This window comes from Nocardia sp. NPDC058497 (assembly GCF_042720195.1).
Classification (GTDB): domain Bacteria; phylum Actinomycetota; class Actinomycetes; order Mycobacteriales; family Mycobacteriaceae; genus Nocardia.
The window spans coordinates 1-13969 of sequence record NZ_JBHXMY010000101.1 but is presented as its reverse complement, the minus strand read 5'-3'; the positions used below and the strand labels follow the sequence as shown (position 1 = coordinate 13969).

At 68.5% G+C, this 13969-nt stretch carries 16 protein-coding genes; 6 read left to right on the top strand and 10 right to left on the bottom strand.

All coding sequences use genetic code 11. From position 1 onward, the window contains the following. Positions 1-485: RDD family protein (locus ACFWPJ_RS10050; protein ID WP_378849347.1), on the bottom strand; the 485-nt coding region annotated here is incomplete at its 3' end. 251 nt (positions 486-736) lie between these two features. On the opposite strand from ACFWPJ_RS10050, the gene glnA reads away from it, so the two are divergent. After that, positions 737-2173 (top strand): type I glutamate--ammonia ligase, encoded by a 1437-nt coding sequence (gene glnA / locus ACFWPJ_RS10045; RefSeq protein ID WP_378849345.1) that lies wholly within the window; start codon positions 737-739, stop codon positions 2171-2173. 84 nt (positions 2174-2257) lie between these two features. Here the strand turns inward: glnA and ACFWPJ_RS10040 are convergent, their stop codons facing one another. The 3 genes from ACFWPJ_RS10040 to ACFWPJ_RS10030 all read right to left on the bottom strand — a co-directional run bounded on the left by ACFWPJ_RS10040 (position 2258) and on the right by ACFWPJ_RS10030 (position 3812). After that, on the bottom strand, positions 2258-2548 hold the full coding sequence (locus ACFWPJ_RS10040) for a lipase family protein (RefSeq protein ID WP_378849344.1): 291 nt from the start codon (positions 2546-2548) through the stop codon (positions 2258-2260). Positions 2549-2616: 68 nt separating this feature from the next. After that, entirely contained in the window at positions 2617-3087 is a 471-nt protein-coding gene (locus ACFWPJ_RS10035) for a hypothetical protein (protein ID WP_378849342.1), read from the bottom strand. Positions 3088-3185: 98 nt separating this feature from the next. Continuing rightward, positions 3186-3812 carry a TetR/AcrR family transcriptional regulator gene (locus ACFWPJ_RS10030; protein ID WP_378849340.1) on the bottom strand — a complete coding sequence of 209 codons (627 nt, stop codon included), beginning with the start codon at positions 3810-3812 and terminating at the stop codon, positions 3186-3188. A 146-nt stretch (positions 3813-3958) separates the two neighbouring features. Here ACFWPJ_RS10030 and ACFWPJ_RS10025 point away from each other — a divergent pair, with 146 nt between their 5' ends. Both ACFWPJ_RS10025 and ACFWPJ_RS10020 read left to right on the top strand, forming a co-directional pair. Continuing rightward, positions 3959-4750: a thioesterase family protein gene (locus tag ACFWPJ_RS10025; protein ID WP_378849339.1), complete on the top strand. Its 792-nt coding sequence runs from the start codon at positions 3959-3961 to the stop codon at positions 4748-4750. Between the two features lie 65 nt (positions 4751-4815). Then, the gene (locus tag ACFWPJ_RS10020) at positions 4816-6468 is read left to right on the top strand and encodes a CocE/NonD family hydrolase (RefSeq protein ID WP_378849337.1); all 1653 of its coding nucleotides are present in this window, start codon (positions 4816-4818) and stop codon (positions 6466-6468) included. 66 nt (positions 6469-6534) lie between these two features. On the opposite strand, the gene ACFWPJ_RS10015 is transcribed toward ACFWPJ_RS10020, so the two are convergent. Beyond that, positions 6535-7470 (bottom strand): NAD(P)H-dependent flavin oxidoreductase, encoded by a 936-nt coding sequence (locus ACFWPJ_RS10015; RefSeq protein WP_378849351.1) that lies wholly within the window; start codon positions 7468-7470, stop codon positions 6535-6537. A 172-nt stretch (positions 7471-7642) separates the two neighbouring features. On the opposite strand from ACFWPJ_RS10015, the gene ACFWPJ_RS10010 reads away from it, so the two are divergent. Then, positions 7643-7939: a hypothetical protein gene (locus tag ACFWPJ_RS10010; RefSeq protein WP_378849335.1), complete on the top strand. Its 297-nt coding sequence runs from the start codon at positions 7643-7645 to the stop codon at positions 7937-7939. Here ACFWPJ_RS10010 and ACFWPJ_RS10005 read toward each other — a convergent pair. Beyond that, positions 7872-8453: a TetR/AcrR family transcriptional regulator gene (locus tag ACFWPJ_RS10005; protein WP_378849333.1), complete on the bottom strand. Its 582-nt coding sequence runs from the start codon at positions 8451-8453 to the stop codon at positions 7872-7874. The two genes, ACFWPJ_RS10010 and ACFWPJ_RS10005, sit on opposite strands and share 68 nt — an antisense overlap. Before the next feature lie 100 nt (positions 8454-8553). On the opposite strand from ACFWPJ_RS10005, the gene ACFWPJ_RS10000 reads away from it, so the two are divergent. After that, positions 8554-9216, top strand: coding sequence for a class I SAM-dependent methyltransferase (locus ACFWPJ_RS10000; protein WP_378849331.1), 663 nt, complete (start codon positions 8554-8556; stop codon positions 9214-9216). A 72-nt stretch (positions 9217-9288) separates the two neighbouring features. Then, a complete protein-coding gene (locus ACFWPJ_RS09995) occupies positions 9289-9930 on the top strand; it encodes an HD domain-containing protein (RefSeq protein WP_378849329.1) in 642 nt (213 codons plus the stop codon). A gap of 463 nt (positions 9931-10393) precedes the next feature. Here ACFWPJ_RS09995 and ACFWPJ_RS09990 read toward each other — a convergent pair whose 3' ends face one another. From ACFWPJ_RS09990 to ACFWPJ_RS09975, 4 genes are all read right to left on the bottom strand, one after another. After that, the gene (locus tag ACFWPJ_RS09990; protein WP_378849327.1) at positions 10394-11125 is read right to left on the bottom strand and encodes a copper homeostasis protein CutC; all 732 of its coding nucleotides are present in this window, start codon (positions 11123-11125) and stop codon (positions 10394-10396) included. Position 11126: 1 nt separating this feature from the next. Further along, positions 11127-11906 (bottom strand): glucosamine-6-phosphate deaminase, encoded by a 780-nt coding sequence (nagB, locus tag ACFWPJ_RS09985; RefSeq protein WP_378849325.1) that lies wholly within the window; start codon positions 11904-11906, stop codon positions 11127-11129. Beyond that, positions 11906-13078, bottom strand: a complete 1173-nt coding sequence (locus ACFWPJ_RS09980; protein ID WP_378849349.1) for an N-acetylglucosamine-6-phosphate deacetylase — start codon at positions 13076-13078, stop codon at positions 11906-11908. The genes nagB and ACFWPJ_RS09980 overlap by 1 nt, the downstream gene beginning before the upstream one ends. Before the next feature lie 277 nt (positions 13079-13355). Beyond that, a partial coding sequence (locus ACFWPJ_RS09975) for a putative PEP-binding protein (protein WP_378849323.1) occupies positions 13356-13969 on the bottom strand: 614 nt, incomplete at its 5' end.

Below are 13969 nucleotides of genomic sequence, written 5' to 3'. Positions count from 1 at the left end.
TTCGACCGCTTCGTGTCCGCCTCGCGGTCTAAGCGCGAGTTGAACAGTGCGGTTCCGGTGGAGCTGTCGTTCATTCCGCGACCGTCGGCATCGGTGAACAGCGCGGGGACGACGAACACCAGCAGCACCTGCCTGGCCAGCGCGCGCACGAATCCGACGGCCACCGGGGCGTCGATCCGGATCACCCGCAGCTTCATGAAGTACTGGCCGGGGGTGAACCCGAACAGCGTCACCGCGGCGACGCCGATCACGAACCACACCAGCAGCGGCACCGACGAGGAGATGAAACTACGGGTGATCACCGCGGCGATGCCGACCGCGATGAACCAGTCGATGAACAGGGCGACGACCCGGCGCCAGGTCGCGGTCAGCGATCCCGCCCCTTCGCGCGGCAGCCCGTAGAGCTCACCGGGGTAGCCGGATGTTTCCCCCTCGCCCGGTTCCGCGGGGTTTCCGGAGAGCCATGTGCCGGTGATACGCGCCATGGCTTCCAGGATAGTGGCGCGCTATCGCCCGCCCACGACCGCATTAGTGGAGGTCACGTCATCGCACGATCGGGCGGGTGGCAGGATTACGATGCAGCTCGCGCCCGGATGGCAGACATCACCTCGAATCCGGCACGCGTAACACTGGCGAAACACAGCCTTGACTGTAGGGAAACACCGCGTCCATAGCGTCAGGTCGCGACGAACCCATGCATCGTGACTGGCTGGGAACCGATCCGTAAGGAGAACAAGTGACGTTCAGCACGGCCGAAGAGGTCATCCAGTACATCAAGGAAGAGGACATCGAATACGTCGATATCCGCTTCTCCGACCTGCCCGGCGTCCAGCAGCACTTCTCGATCCCGGCCAAGGCGTTCACCGCCGACCTGGCCGAAGAGGGTCTGGCGTTCGACGGCTCCTCGGTGCGTGGCTTCCAGTCGATCGACGAGTCGGACATGCTCCTGCTCCCCGACTTCAGCACCGCTCGGATCGACCCGTTCCGTGCCGCGAAGACGCTCAACCTGAACTTCTTCGTGCACGACCCGTTCACCCGTGAGGCGTACTCCCGCGACCCGCGCAACATCGCGCGCAAGGCGGAGGAGTACCTGCGTTCGACCGGTATCGCCGACACCGCCTACTTCGGTGCCGAGGCCGAGTTCTACATCTTCGACGGCATCCGCTACGGCTCGGGCATGAACGGCTCGTTCTACGAGATCGAGTCGATCTCGGGCTCGTGGAACACCGGCAACGAGTTCAACCCGGACGGCAGCCGCAACCTGGGCTACAAGGTCCGCAACAAGGGCGGTTACTTCCCCGTCGCCCCGTACGACCACTACGTCGACCTGCGCGACAAGATCTCGACCAACCTGCAGAACGCGGGCTTCGAGCTCGAGCGCGGCCACCACGAGGTCGGCACTGCCGGCCAGGCCGAGATCAACTACAAGTTCGGCACGCTGCTCGGCGCCGCGGACGACCTGCAGCTGTTCAAGTACATCGTGAAGAACACCGCGTGGCAGGAAGGCAAGTCTGTCACCTTCATGCCGAAGCCCCTCTTCGGTGACAACGGCTCGGGCATGCACGTGCACCAGTCGCTGTGGAAGGACGGCAAGCCGCTGTTCCACGACGAGGCCGGCTACGGCGGCCTGTCGGACCTGGCGCGTCACTACATTGGCGGCATCCTGCACCACGCCCCGTCGCTGCTGGCGTTCACCAACCCGACCGTCAACTCGTACCACCGTCTGGTGCCGGGCTACGAGGCCCCCATCAACCTGGTGTACTCGCAGCGCAACCGCTCCGCCGCGGTCCGCATCCCGGTCACCGGCAACAACCCGAAGGCCAAGCGCATCGAGTTCCGCGCGCCTGACTCCTCGGGTAACCCGTACCTGGCCTTCGCCGCCATGATGATGGCCGGCCTGGACGGCATCAAGAACAAGATCGAGCCGCTGGCTCCGGTCGACAAGGACCTCTACGAGCTGCCGCCCGAGGAGGCCAAGAACATCCCGCAGGCCCCCACCAGCCTCGCGACGGTCATCGACCGCCTCGAGCAGGATCACGACTACCTCACCGAAGGCAACGTCTTCACCGAGGACCTGATCGAGACCTGGATCCAGATCAAGCGCGACAGCGAAATCGCGCCGGTCAACCTGCGTCCGCACCCGTACGAGTTCGAGCTGTACTACGACGTGTAAGTCGCAGCAGCCGATTCGTCGGTAGCAGTGTCTGAATCGCCCGTCCACGGTTTCCGTGGGCGGGCGATGTGCGTTGCCTATGCGCTAGGCACCACCGAGCGACATGGACTGCACCGTGCGCGTCGAGCAACCGTCCGGCGCGGCCTGCCCCGCCAGACGGTCATCGATCCAGCGCAGAACCGCGGGAGTCGCACTGATCGCGAGACTGACGTGCTCGCTCAATTGGTCCCGTGTGTAGGTGATCGGCGCCCCCGCGGCGCACCACTGTGCCACCGCCTTGTCGGGCCCTGCGATGTTGACGATCTCGTCGTGCACGGCGTTGTAGAGGAACAGCGGCGCGGTCGAGTCCACGGGGCTGAAGTCCAACGCTGCCAACGACGCCTGTACCTGCTCGAGCAGTGGCGAAAAAGGGATCGTCTGAGTGCGGCGGTGGTGCGTCCGGGCTATCGGGCGGCGAGCTTCGAGTGGATGGCCGTGATGAAGGCGGCGGGGTCGGGATGGGGGCCGGGGCCGAGGTTGAAGTGGCTGCGGTCCGCCCAGGATCCGAGCATGGTGGCGTCGCTGCGGTCCGCCGGCTGGAAGGTGGCGCGTTCGAGGGTGAACACCCTGACGTCGTCGGAGTTCTCGGGCAGTACGACCGCGACGAAATGTGCTTCCGCGGCAGCGGTCGGTGCCGGTAGTTCCACGAGCAGCAGCCGGAATCCGTCGGCGTCGATGCGGCGGCCCGTGACGCCATCGCTCGGCAGGCGATCCTCGGCGGCCAGTCGCTCGCCGACGTTGTCCCACAGGTACTTCAGCTGTTCGGTGTAGCCGTGCGGCGGCTCGTCGGTGACCATGCGCGCGCCGAGCCGCTGGGCCAGATTCGGCAGGACCTGGTGGGCGAACTGGTAGTGGTGAGTTCTGGGCTCGGCCATGATGATTCCCTCCCGTAGCGAGTGGGATTCCCCACCCGTGCCGGAGAAGCTACCCGGTGGGTCCGACACCGGGACACCGTGCCCGATCGGCGAGGTGATCAGGCCCGGACGAACAGGCGCAACGATTCGTCGACGACGGCGTCGCGGGTGCGGCCGTCGGGGTCGGCATCGGGGCGGAGCCATATCGAGGCGTGGTTCAGGATGCCGTGCAGGCAGTGCAGCGCGACCGACGGGTCGGGGCAGTCGAATTCGCCCGACGCGATGCCCGAGTCGACGACCTCGCGGAAGATCCGATCGTGCCTGCGGCGCATGGCCTTGATGGCTTCGGTGTGCTCGGCAGGCCACGGCGCGGGGAACGAGAAGAGCTTGCCCACTTCGGGATACAGCACCGTCAGCACCCGCAACTGCTCGGCGACGAGCGAACGAAGCCGGTCGGTCGCGGATCGATCCGCCGCGGCATCGAGAGCTTCGCCGAGGTGGGTCAGCACATCGGAGGTCAGCTTCTCCAGCGCCGCGGAGACCAGCGCGTCCTTGCTCGGAAAATAGTGGTAGAGGGTGGCTTTCGCGATGTCGGAACGCTCGGCGACGTCTTCGAACCGCATCCCCTGATAGCCGCTGCCGGACAGGATCTGCAGCGCGGCATCGATCATCTCCGCCTTGCGGCGATCGCGTCGTCTCGCTGCGCGCCCGGCGGGCGCGACGCTTTCGTCCGCAATCGAAGTCATCGGCCGATCATATCCGGGCCGGTCGTCGAACCATCCCCGCCGAAGTGCCCGGATCGACCTCCGCACACCAGTGAAGTCGACCACAAGGATGGTGAACCGACTTGTGAGATGAAAACTCGACCCGTAGGTTGAGTTTTGTGACGGACATGAGCGCACCCGCGACCAGCTACTTCCAACGACTCGGCACGCACCGTTTCGTGCCGACCGTCCACGCGGGCGGCGCCTGGGACACCGCCGAGCAGCACTTCAGCCCACTGGCCGGGCTGATCGTCCACGAGATCCAGCGCACACGGGCGCGGGAACAACGCCCCGCGCTGGTCATGAGCCGGATCAGCTACGACATCCTGGGCCGGATCGGGCTCGAGGAATTCGACATCGACGTCAAGACCGTCCGCCCCGGCCGCACCATCGAACTGGTCGAGGCCACGGTCACCATCGCGGGCCGCAGCGTCGTGAGCGCCCGCGCCTGGATGCTGAGTACCCAGGACACCGACAGCGTCGCGGGCGGTGAGCCCGACCGGTTGCCCGCACCCGAATCGCTGTCGCCGTGGCCGTTCACCTCGGTGTGGCCCGGCGGGTATATCGCCTCGCTCGACGCCCGCGCCGTCGGCCGCCCGCAACCAGGGCGAACCACCGCCTGGATCCAGTCGGCGGTGAATCTGGTCGCCGGGGAATCCGCCGATCCGCTGGCATCGTTCCTCGCGCTGGTGGATACCGCGAACGGGATCGCGGTCCGGCAGGAGCCGACCAAGTGGATGTTCCCCAACGTCGATCTGACCATCCATCTGTACCGGCAACCCGAGGGTTCCTGGACCGGCCTCGACACCAGCGTCACGTTCGGCCACGCGGGCCAGGGACTGACCACCACCGTGCTGCACGACACCCGGGGACCGGTGGGAGTGGCCGAACAGATCCTGACCGTCCGCCCGCAGCCGTAGCGACACACCTCGGCCCCCGGATCTCGGGGCTGGACGCCGCTGCCTCGAGCGGCAATAGTCCATCCGTGCAATGGGGTGTGATGGTGGCGCGGGTCGTCGCCGGTGTGGCGTTGGTGCTGGGTATGGCGGCGCCGGTCTCGGCCGAACCGGTGAATGCGGCGTTCACGTGGACGCAGGAGTATCTGACCGCGCCGGACGGCACGCGACTGCACGCCGACATCCTGCGGCCCGCGGGTCTGGCCGACGACGTGCGCACCCCGGTACTGCTGACCGCGAGCCCGTACCGTGCGCACCTGGCCTACCTCACCCAGCCGCGCCCCGAGGGCGGACCGTCCACCGACAACCTGCCGGTGGAGTGGGCATTGAAGTCCGGCTACACCTACGTGATCGTGGATCTGCGCGGCTTCGGCGGCTCCAACGGGTGCCCGGATTTCGGTGGACCGGGGGAGCAGTCCGACGTGGCCGCCGCGGTGGAATGGGCGGCGAGCCGACCGTGGTCGACGGGCCGGGTCGGCGTGGTCGGCACCTCCTACGAAGGCTGGACCGGCATGCTCGCGCTGGCCGCGAAACCGAAGGGGCTGGCCGCGGTCGCGGCGTTCGAGCCGGTCGTCGACCCGTACTCCTACCTGTACATGCAGGGCATCTCGTGGAAGTTCGGCGGAAAACCCCTGACCGAGGACGGCCTCCGCCCCGCCGACCTCGCCGGCCCGGAACACCTGGCCATCGCCCACACCCCGGGCCGCTGGGACGACTCACCCGAATACCAGGCCAACGCCCTCCAGATGACGAAGGAATGCACCGACAGCTATCTCGCGCTCACCACCGACCACAACGGCGCCAACCCGGGCTGGCGCGACCGCGACATCGTCGAGGACCTGCGCGGCAACACGACTCCGCTGTTCCTCGGCCAGAGCTTCCTCGACTCCAACACCAGAGCCGACCGCGTCCTCGACGCTTGGCAGGGGATGGGCCCCGGCGAGCACCGGGCGTGGTTCGGTCAGTGGGGGCACTCGGATTGCCGCAGCCGCTGTGGCACACCACATTTCAACACGGAGCTGGCCGCGTTCCTGGACCGGCACGTCGCAGGCGCGGCGGTAGAGGTCCCCGGCCCGCCGGTCACCGTCGGCCAGTTCGATGGTGGCTGGCGCGGTGAAAGTGTCTGGCCTCCAGTCGATTCCCAGCGCGTCACCGTCGATCTGCGCACCGGCACGTTCCAGGATCGCGGCCTGCTTCCCGGCCCCGACCGCGAGATCTGGTCGATCTCCGCGCCCGTGACCAGCTCGCTGCACCTGGCGGGCCGGGCCACCGCGACGCTGAACCTCGCCGGACCGCCGAATGCCACTGTCGCCCTGGAGCTCTACGACATCGCACCCGACGGCCGCGCCACCGTCATCACCCGCGGCATCGCCCCCGTCAGCCCGGAAGCGCAGATCCGCCTGCTCTGGCAGGACGCCCGCCTGGCCACCGGCCATCGCCTCGGCATCCGGATCACCGATGTCGTCGACGACGTCTGGTCCCACACCCCGGCCAACGCCACCGTCACCGTGACAGCGGCGCGTCTCGAGCTGCCGTTGCTCACCACTCCGCGGGAGACGGATCTCGCAGGCGGCGTACCGATTTGGCACGCCAGGTGGCGGACCGAGGAAACGATCCAGCTCGATTCGGCCCTGCTGAACGATCCCGCACGAGCCGTCGACCTGCACAACCCGGTTGGTTAGGCGCGTCGCAACCACGTGAGCCACGAACCGGCGCGGGGACACCGACCACGGAGGTCGATACGGCCGTCAGCGGCGCAACAACACCGCCGCGCCATGGCATAACCGGTCGATGATCGCGGCGGCGGGTTCGATGTGGGTGATGAGGCCGACGCCCTGCCCGGCGTCCACCGGCGCGATGGTGACGTCATCGGATTCGATGGCGGCGCGGAGCATCTCGGCACTCGGCCGCGACTCGTCGAACTCGGGTCGCGACCAGGGATCGGTGACGTCGTTGCGCAGCACGCGAGCCGGATAGATCGGCGGCCACGGCAGGTCGAGCGTTTCGTCGAACGCGGTGGTCACGACGGTATGGGTGGAATCGGCCGCGAGCATCGCCCGCCGGGCGTTCTCGGGCACCAACGACTCGTCCGCCGCGGCCAGACAGGTCCCCAACCATGCCCCCGCCGCACCGGCCGCGAGCACCGCGGCGAGCGTGCGCCCGGAACCGATCCCGCCCGCCGCCAGCACCGGAACCGTCGCGATATCGAGCACGGCGTCGAGCAGCGGCAGGAGCGCGAGCCGGTCGGCGCCGTGCCCACCGCCCTCGCTGCCCCGCGCGACGAGCACATCGATACCGGCGTCCTGCGCGCGATGCGCACCCGGCACGTCGTAGACCTGCGTCACCGCGAGGATCCCCGCCGCCTGCACCACCGGCACCCACGAGAAATCGGTGCCGAAACTGATCGACAGAATGCGCGGCCCGGCGGCGATCGCGGCCTCGAGCAGCCCGGTTTCGCGTTCCCGCACCCAGTCGACGAGCCCGATCCCGGACACCGTGCCTCCGGCGGCGGCGAGCTCGCGCTCCAGCGCGGCCACCGATCCGGCGCTGCCCATCCCGATCATGCCCAGCCCACCCGCCGCGGTCACCGCCGCCGCGAGCCGTCCCCCCGCCGCACCGCCCATCGGCGCGTTCACCACCGGCACTCGCAGACCGATCGAACGCGACCACGGTGTCGCCAGGATGTCCTGTTCCGCTGTGCTGGTCATGGGCTCGGCACCTCTCGTCGTGGCTCGGCCCACCCATCATGCCAAGCGCCGGTGACAGTGAACGCGCGCGCCGCGTTCGAAAGGCCGAGGACCGCGCCGCTCGGGCGTATGTTCGTCAGCAGTGCCGCAACGACGAACGGGGTTTCCGATGACGATCAGGGATCGGCTCGAGGAGGCGGTCGCCGCGCCGCCGACGGTGTTCGGCGAACCGATGGAGACGGCCGACGGCGCGACCGTCATCACCGTCGCGCGCGGCGGTGTCTTCGGGCGATCGGCCCACCCCGTTGGCGTGTTCGTCGTGCACGAGGGCCGCGCGCACTGGACACCCGTCGTCGACTCCAATCGCATCACCCAACTGGGGGAATGGATCGGCCTGCTCACCGGCGTGATCGCGGCGCTGGCGATTCTGCGCCGTCCGCCGTGGCCTGATCTGCGCTGCCGTTGAGTCCGTGCAGGGCCAGCGCCTCGAAACGGCGCCATGCCTGTGCGGGCGGGACGGGGGCGTTATGGTCGATCACCGTGCCGAGGACACCCACCAGCCCCCACGACAGGAAAGCGACGGTGTCGGCGGCGAGTCCGTCGACCAGCTCGCCGATCAGGTCGGCTACGCACCGCCGGTAGGAGTGCAGCACCGTCGTGGTCGCCTTCGGGCCGATGAGCGGCTGATACACCTCGGGATACTGCGCCGCGAGATGGAACATCACCCGCAGCGGCGCGATCGGCGAGCCAGGGGCGGTGGTCCTGGCGATCTCGCGGCGCAGAAACTCGGTGCAGCTGACCAGCAGTAGATCGTCCTTGTCGCGGTAGTGCGCGTAGAAGGTCGAACGTCCGACGTCGGCCCGGTCGATGATGTCGCTGACCGTCACCCGGTCGTAGCCGCGTTCGATCATCAGCTCGATCAGCGCGCGGTGCAGGGTGTCCCTGGTCCGGCGGACCCGGCGATCGGTGTGCTCGGCCATCGTTCCTCCACGGGACGGATTCCCCGGATGTGTCCGGAATCGGACAGATCCGGCGGTTCTGGTTCTGGTCGCCGCCGTGGCTGCGTTCGACCATGGACCCATGTCAAAGAACCAGCTTCTCACTCCCATGTTCGTCGACGACAGCGACACCGGCCTGGTCATCGCGGGCCTGCGCCGCTACAACCTGTTCACCGCGGTGTTCTTCCTGGGCAGGCAGCGTCGTCTGCTCGCCGAGTTCGTCGCGCAGGCCGGTATCGCACCGGGCCACCGCACGCTCGATATCGGCTGCGGGCCGGGCAAACTCGTGCGCGCCGCCGGTGCCGCGGCAGGTCCGTCCGGTACGGCCGCCGGTGTCGATCCCTCGGCGATCGCGGTAGCCGACAATCGGCAGCGTGCCGGCGCGGCACAGCACCGCTACGAGCAGGCCCCGGCCCAGGACCTACCGTTCGACGACGGCGAATTCGATATCGTCACCTGCACTTTCGTCATGCATCACATTCCGGCGCCACAGCGCGGCACCGCGCTCGCCGAGATGTGGCGGGTCCTGCGCCCCGGCGGCCGGTTGCTGCTCGCCGACGCGTCACTCACCCCGGGAGCGCGCCGGGTACTCGCCCCCTTCTTCGGCGGCGGCAACCCCTTCGCCGACGCCGACATCCGCCACTACACCGACCAGCTGCGCGACACCGGATTCACCGACCTCGAGTACACCCAGAGCAAGTACCAAACCGGCATCCTCACCGCGCTGAAACCCGCTCCCCGCTGATCCGGGCCACCTGTCGGTGGCCTCGGCGAGGGTCGATCTCGACAGGACCAGAATCGAGCACGGGGGTGCGGTATGGAGTTCGATCAGCGGGAAACCGAAGCACGCGAGTACGCCGTCGAGGCACACGGCGACCAGCGCTACGGCGACCGTCCCTACGCCACCCACCTGGCGGCGGTGCGTGCCGTGCTCGACGATTTCGGCTACAACGGCTCGCTCGCCGTCGCCGCCTGGCTCCACGACGTCGTCGAGGACACCCCCGTCACCGCCGAGGAGGTCGAATCCCGTTTCGGCCGTGAGGTTCTCGACCTGGTCTGGGCGGTCACCGGCATCGGCCCCGACCGCAAGGCCCGAAACCTCGACGCCTACAGCAAGATCACCGCACACCCGCCCGCCGTGATCCTGAAGCTGGCCGACCGCACCGCCAATGCCGAAGCCAGCCCGCCCGGCAGCAGCTGGATGGGCATGTACCGCACCGAACACCCCGCCTTCAAGGCCCATCTGGGCGGACTGCTCGCCGAAGATCCGACCGTGGCCCGCATGTGGGAGAGGCTCGAACGCAGCCTCGATCTGACGGTGGCGCCACCGACAGACCGCTGGGCCGAGATCGACCGGTTGGCCGCGGCGGGCGACCACGCGGGGGCGATCGCCGCGGTACAGGCCGCGTTCGACTGCAATCCCGGCGAGGCGGAACTCATCCTCGCCGAACGTTCCTGAGCTGACTCGCGCAGGTAGACGGCCATCGAAGTGCTGGGGGCGGACGCGACGCAGGCCACCTGATGCGAATGGATTGTCCGAGCCCGTTCGAGCGAACTGACACTCGCGATTGATCGCTCGAGTGCTCGGTCGTCGGCCGGTCAACCGGTCGCATCCACTGCGTACAGCTGGGCGGCGGCCGCGAGTTCGTCCTCCGGTCGCTCATGACGGAGCACGCCGTCACCGCCAGGTACGCCGTGATCCGGGCCGACGCGAGTGGTCGGGCAGCAGACTGAATCCACAACCCGTAGCTGTGCAGCGGCCGCAGCGGGGAGTTCGTCATCCAGTCGCTCGTGGTCGGCCGCGGCACCGCCCACCTGGCCCGCTGTCATCGGCGATCCGGGCCGGTCGCTGTTCGAATCGAAGGCGTAGCAACCGGCCGATCCGGTCTCCGCCGAGGTCGATGCCGCGCAGGGATGGCCGATCAGCGAGCGGCATCCACGGTGCGCAACTGTGCGGCCGCCGCGGCCGCGAGCTCCTGATCCAGTTGCTCGTGACCGGAGGTGCCGCCACCACCGGGTCCGCCGTCGTCGGCGACGACGCGGCGGGCCGAGAGGTGCACGGCATCGACCCCGGCGCGGTGCAGGGTCGGTATGTCGCCGACGGTGATCCCGCCACCGGCCATGATCTGGATCCGTCCGGCGGCGTGGGTGACCATCGCGGCGAGTTCGTCGAGACCGTCGGCGCAGCGGGCGGCGCCGCCGGAGGTGAGCACCCGGGTCATTCCCTGCTCCACCAGCGTGTCCACGGCGGCCGACCGGTCGCCGACCTGATCAATGGCGCGATGAAAGGTCAATTCGATGTCATCGACCGGAATACCGTCGAGCACCCGCTCCAGCACCTCGACGTCGACCCGATGGTCAGCAGTGAGCGCCCCGACGACGAGTCCGGCCACTCCCGCCGACACCGCCGCCCGCGCATCGGCATTCATCACCGCGATCTCGTCGGCCTCCGCATACACAAAACCGCCTGCCCGACAACGGATCAGCGCGTGTACTGGAATCCCCGTCGCGACGACCGCCTCGATCATCCCGATGCTCGCGGTCAGCCCACCCGTACTGCCCAGCGCCGCACACAGTTCCATCCGATCCGCACCGACCCGCCGAGCACCGACCGCACCCGCCACATCCTGCACCGCGAACTCGAGCGCGGTCATGTCAGAAAGACTGCCATGCAGGCTTGTTCGCCAGCGCGTACTTGTAGTAGTCGGCCAGCTTCAGCTTGCTCGCCGCCGCCTCGTCGATCACCACCGTGACATGCCGATGCCACTGCATGACCGAGGCCGGGCAGAACGCCGACAGCGGACCCTCCGCCGCGGCGGCGATGGCGTCGGCCTTACCCGCACCGAGCGCGATCATCACCAGATGCCCGGCTTCGCCGATCGTGCCGAGGCCCTGGGTGAGCACGTGATGCGGCACATTCTCGGGCCCGTCGAAGAAGCGCGCGTTGTCCTTGCGGGTCTGCTCGGTGAGCGTCTTCACCCTGGTCCGGGAGGTCAGCGCCGACCCCGGCTCGTTGAAACCGATGTGACCATCGGTGCCGATCCCGAGCAACTGCACATCGACCCCGCCCGCCGCGGCGATGGCGGCGTCATAGCGCCTGCCCTCGCCCGCGATATCGCCCGCCTCGCCGTTCGGGCTCAGCACCCGCGCCGGATCGAGGTTCACATGGTCGACGAACTCGGAGCGGATCACCGAGAAGTACGACTGCGGATGCTCTTTCGGCAGCCCGACGTATTCGTCGAGCAGGAACGCACTCGCCGTCGAGAAGTCGATCTCACCTGCGCGATAGCGCCGCGCCAGCTCCTGGTAACTGCCCAGCGGCGACGACCCGGTGGCCAGACCGAGGATCGCATTGCCACGCTCCACATACCCGCCGACGATATCGGCGACCGTCGTAGCCACCTCGTGTTCGTCCGCCCGGATCACGATCTCCATCAGATTCCTTCCGTTCCGGCGACGAACACCCGCCGCGGCTGCAATGACTGGTCGGTGACGAGGAGGTCGGCGCGCGCACCGACCGAGAGCGTGCCGCGGTCGTCGAGGCCGAGCACCTGGGCGGGAGTGCGGGTGGCTGCGGTGACGGCATCGGCGAGCGGAATCCCCGCGTGCTGAACCGTCCAGCGCAGCACGTCGAGCAATCGGGCGGTCCCGCCGGCGATCGCACCCGGCGTTCCTTCCGCGGTAGCCAGCCGGGCGACGCCATCGCGCACCCGCACGTCCAGCGCACCGAGCTGATAGTCGCCGTCACCCAACCCGGCGGCCGCCATCGCATCGGAGACCAGCGCGATCTGCGCGGGCCCGACCGTGTCGAACACCATCGCCACCGTCTCCGGCGCCAAATGCACGCCATCGGCGATCAATTCGACCACCATGTCCCCACGCCCGGCAGCAGCCAGGCAGGCGGCGACCGGCCCGGGGGAGCGGTGATGCAGGCCGGGCATCCCGTTGAACAGGTGCGTCGCGGTGATCGGACCGCCGATCGCATCCGCGATCCGCGCCGCGGTCATGGCGGCATCCGCATCGGTGTGCCCGAGACTCGGCAGCACGTCATGACGCCGCATCGCAGCGAGCAGTTCCTCGAAGTGCGCGGTTTCGGGCGCGAGGGTCATCGACCGGACGGTGCCACGCGACGCTTCGCAGATCCGCTCGAACAACGTGGGATCACCAGGAACGATGGCTGCGGGATCCTGCGCACCACACCGGATCGCGTTGATGAACGGCCCCTCGAGATGGATCCCGAGCAGCTCGCCATCGGCCACGAGATCGGCAAGGACCGCAGCCTGCTCGACCAATACGTCAGGCTGCGCCGAGACCAGGCTGCCCAAGAGCCCAGTCGTCCCCTGACCACGATGATTCGCCGCAGCGACCCGGGCACCGGCGGCATCGGCATTCGGAAATCCGAACCCGCCACCACCATGGCAGTGAACATCGATCAGCCCAGGCAGTACCAGATCCGCGCTCGCCACCGGAAGCTGTTCCACAACAGGATAATTCGTGGCAGCACCGACCCAGCTGATCCGCCCGTCGTCGAATTCGACCACACCATCGGCGATCTCGCCGTTGCCGGTCCCCAGCAGCCGCCCACGCACCACGCCCCGCGAGATCACCACGCCACACCCCGATGTGTGCCTGACCGCATCTGGCCCAACGGTCTACCCACACCCACGCCGGTAGACCTGCTCGCGTTCAGGTCGTCCATCCGAGGCCGTGTGATGCCGCGCCGGCTCGCTGTGTCGGCATCGACAGATCCTGGCCAGGTGCGGACACCGCCGACTTCGACGGCACGGATCAGGTGACGCCGCGGCATGGGACCGAACGAGAGCCGCAGGCAGTCGGAATGCCGAGGCCCGGCCACCAGCCGAACCGCACGCACCGTTCTCCGATTCATGCCCGCCCGACGATCGCCGCTACCGCCTCACGAGCCAGCTGCGGATTCCGCGCCGCACACGCGACATCCGCGGCCTCCCTGCACTTCTCGATGTCAACGCCCGACAACGCCGCCCGCACCGCGGGCAGCGCGGGCGCCGACATCGATAGACTCGTCACCCCGAGCCCGACCAGCACCGGAGCCAGCGTCGGATCCGATGCCGCCTCACCACACACCCCAACCGACTTCCCGGCCGCCACCCCCGCCGCACCGACCATCGCGATCAGATCGAGCACCGCGGGCTGCCACGGATCGAGCAGATGCGCGAGCCCACCCGCCATCCGGTCGACCGCGCACGTGTACTGGCTGAGGTCGTTGGTGCCGATGCTGACGAAGTCGAGATGAGTGAGCAGATCAGATGCCCGCAGCGCCGCCGCCGGAATCTCGATCATCGCACCGACCTTGCGCAACCCCGATTCCCGTGCGAGCGCGGCGAATCCGGCAGCCTCGTCGGCGGTGGCGACCATCGGCGCCATCACCCACAGCTCCGCCCCGGTCGCCTCACCCGCCCTGGCCAGCGCGGTCAGCTGGGTCGCGAGGGTATCCGGGAACACCGTCCCGACCCGCAGAC

Bases quoted from the DNA above. Each gene is read 5' to 3' on its own strand.
- ACFWPJ_RS10025 (WP_378849339.1), top strand. From the start codon at position 3,959: ATGAGCGCACCCGCGACCAGCTACTTCCAACGACTCGGCACGCACCGT.
- ACFWPJ_RS10000 (WP_378849331.1), top strand. From the start codon at position 8,554: ATGTCAAAGAACCAGCTTCTCACTCCCATGTTCGTCGACGACAGCGAC.
- ACFWPJ_RS10035 (WP_378849342.1), bottom strand. From the start codon at position 3,087: ATGGCCGAGCCCAGAACTCACCACTACCAGTTCGCCCACCAGGTCCTG.
- ACFWPJ_RS09995 (WP_378849329.1), top strand. From the start codon at position 9,289: ATGGAGTTCGATCAGCGGGAAACCGAAGCACGCGAGTACGCCGTCGAG.
- ACFWPJ_RS10010 (WP_378849335.1), top strand. From the start codon at position 7,643: ATGACGATCAGGGATCGGCTCGAGGAGGCGGTCGCCGCGCCGCCGACG.
- ACFWPJ_RS10005 (WP_378849333.1), bottom strand. From the start codon at position 8,453: ATGGCCGAGCACACCGATCGCCGGGTCCGCCGGACCAGGGACACCCTG.
- ACFWPJ_RS10030 (WP_378849340.1), bottom strand. From the start codon at position 3,812: ATGACTTCGATTGCGGACGAAAGCGTCGCGCCCGCCGGGCGCGCAGCG.
- ACFWPJ_RS09990 (WP_378849327.1), bottom strand. From the start codon at position 11,125: ATGACCGCGCTCGAGTTCGCGGTGCAGGATGTGGCGGGTGCGGTCGGT.
- nagB (WP_378849325.1), bottom strand. From the start codon at position 11,906: ATGGAGATCGTGATCCGGGCGGACGAACACGAGGTGGCTACGACGGTC.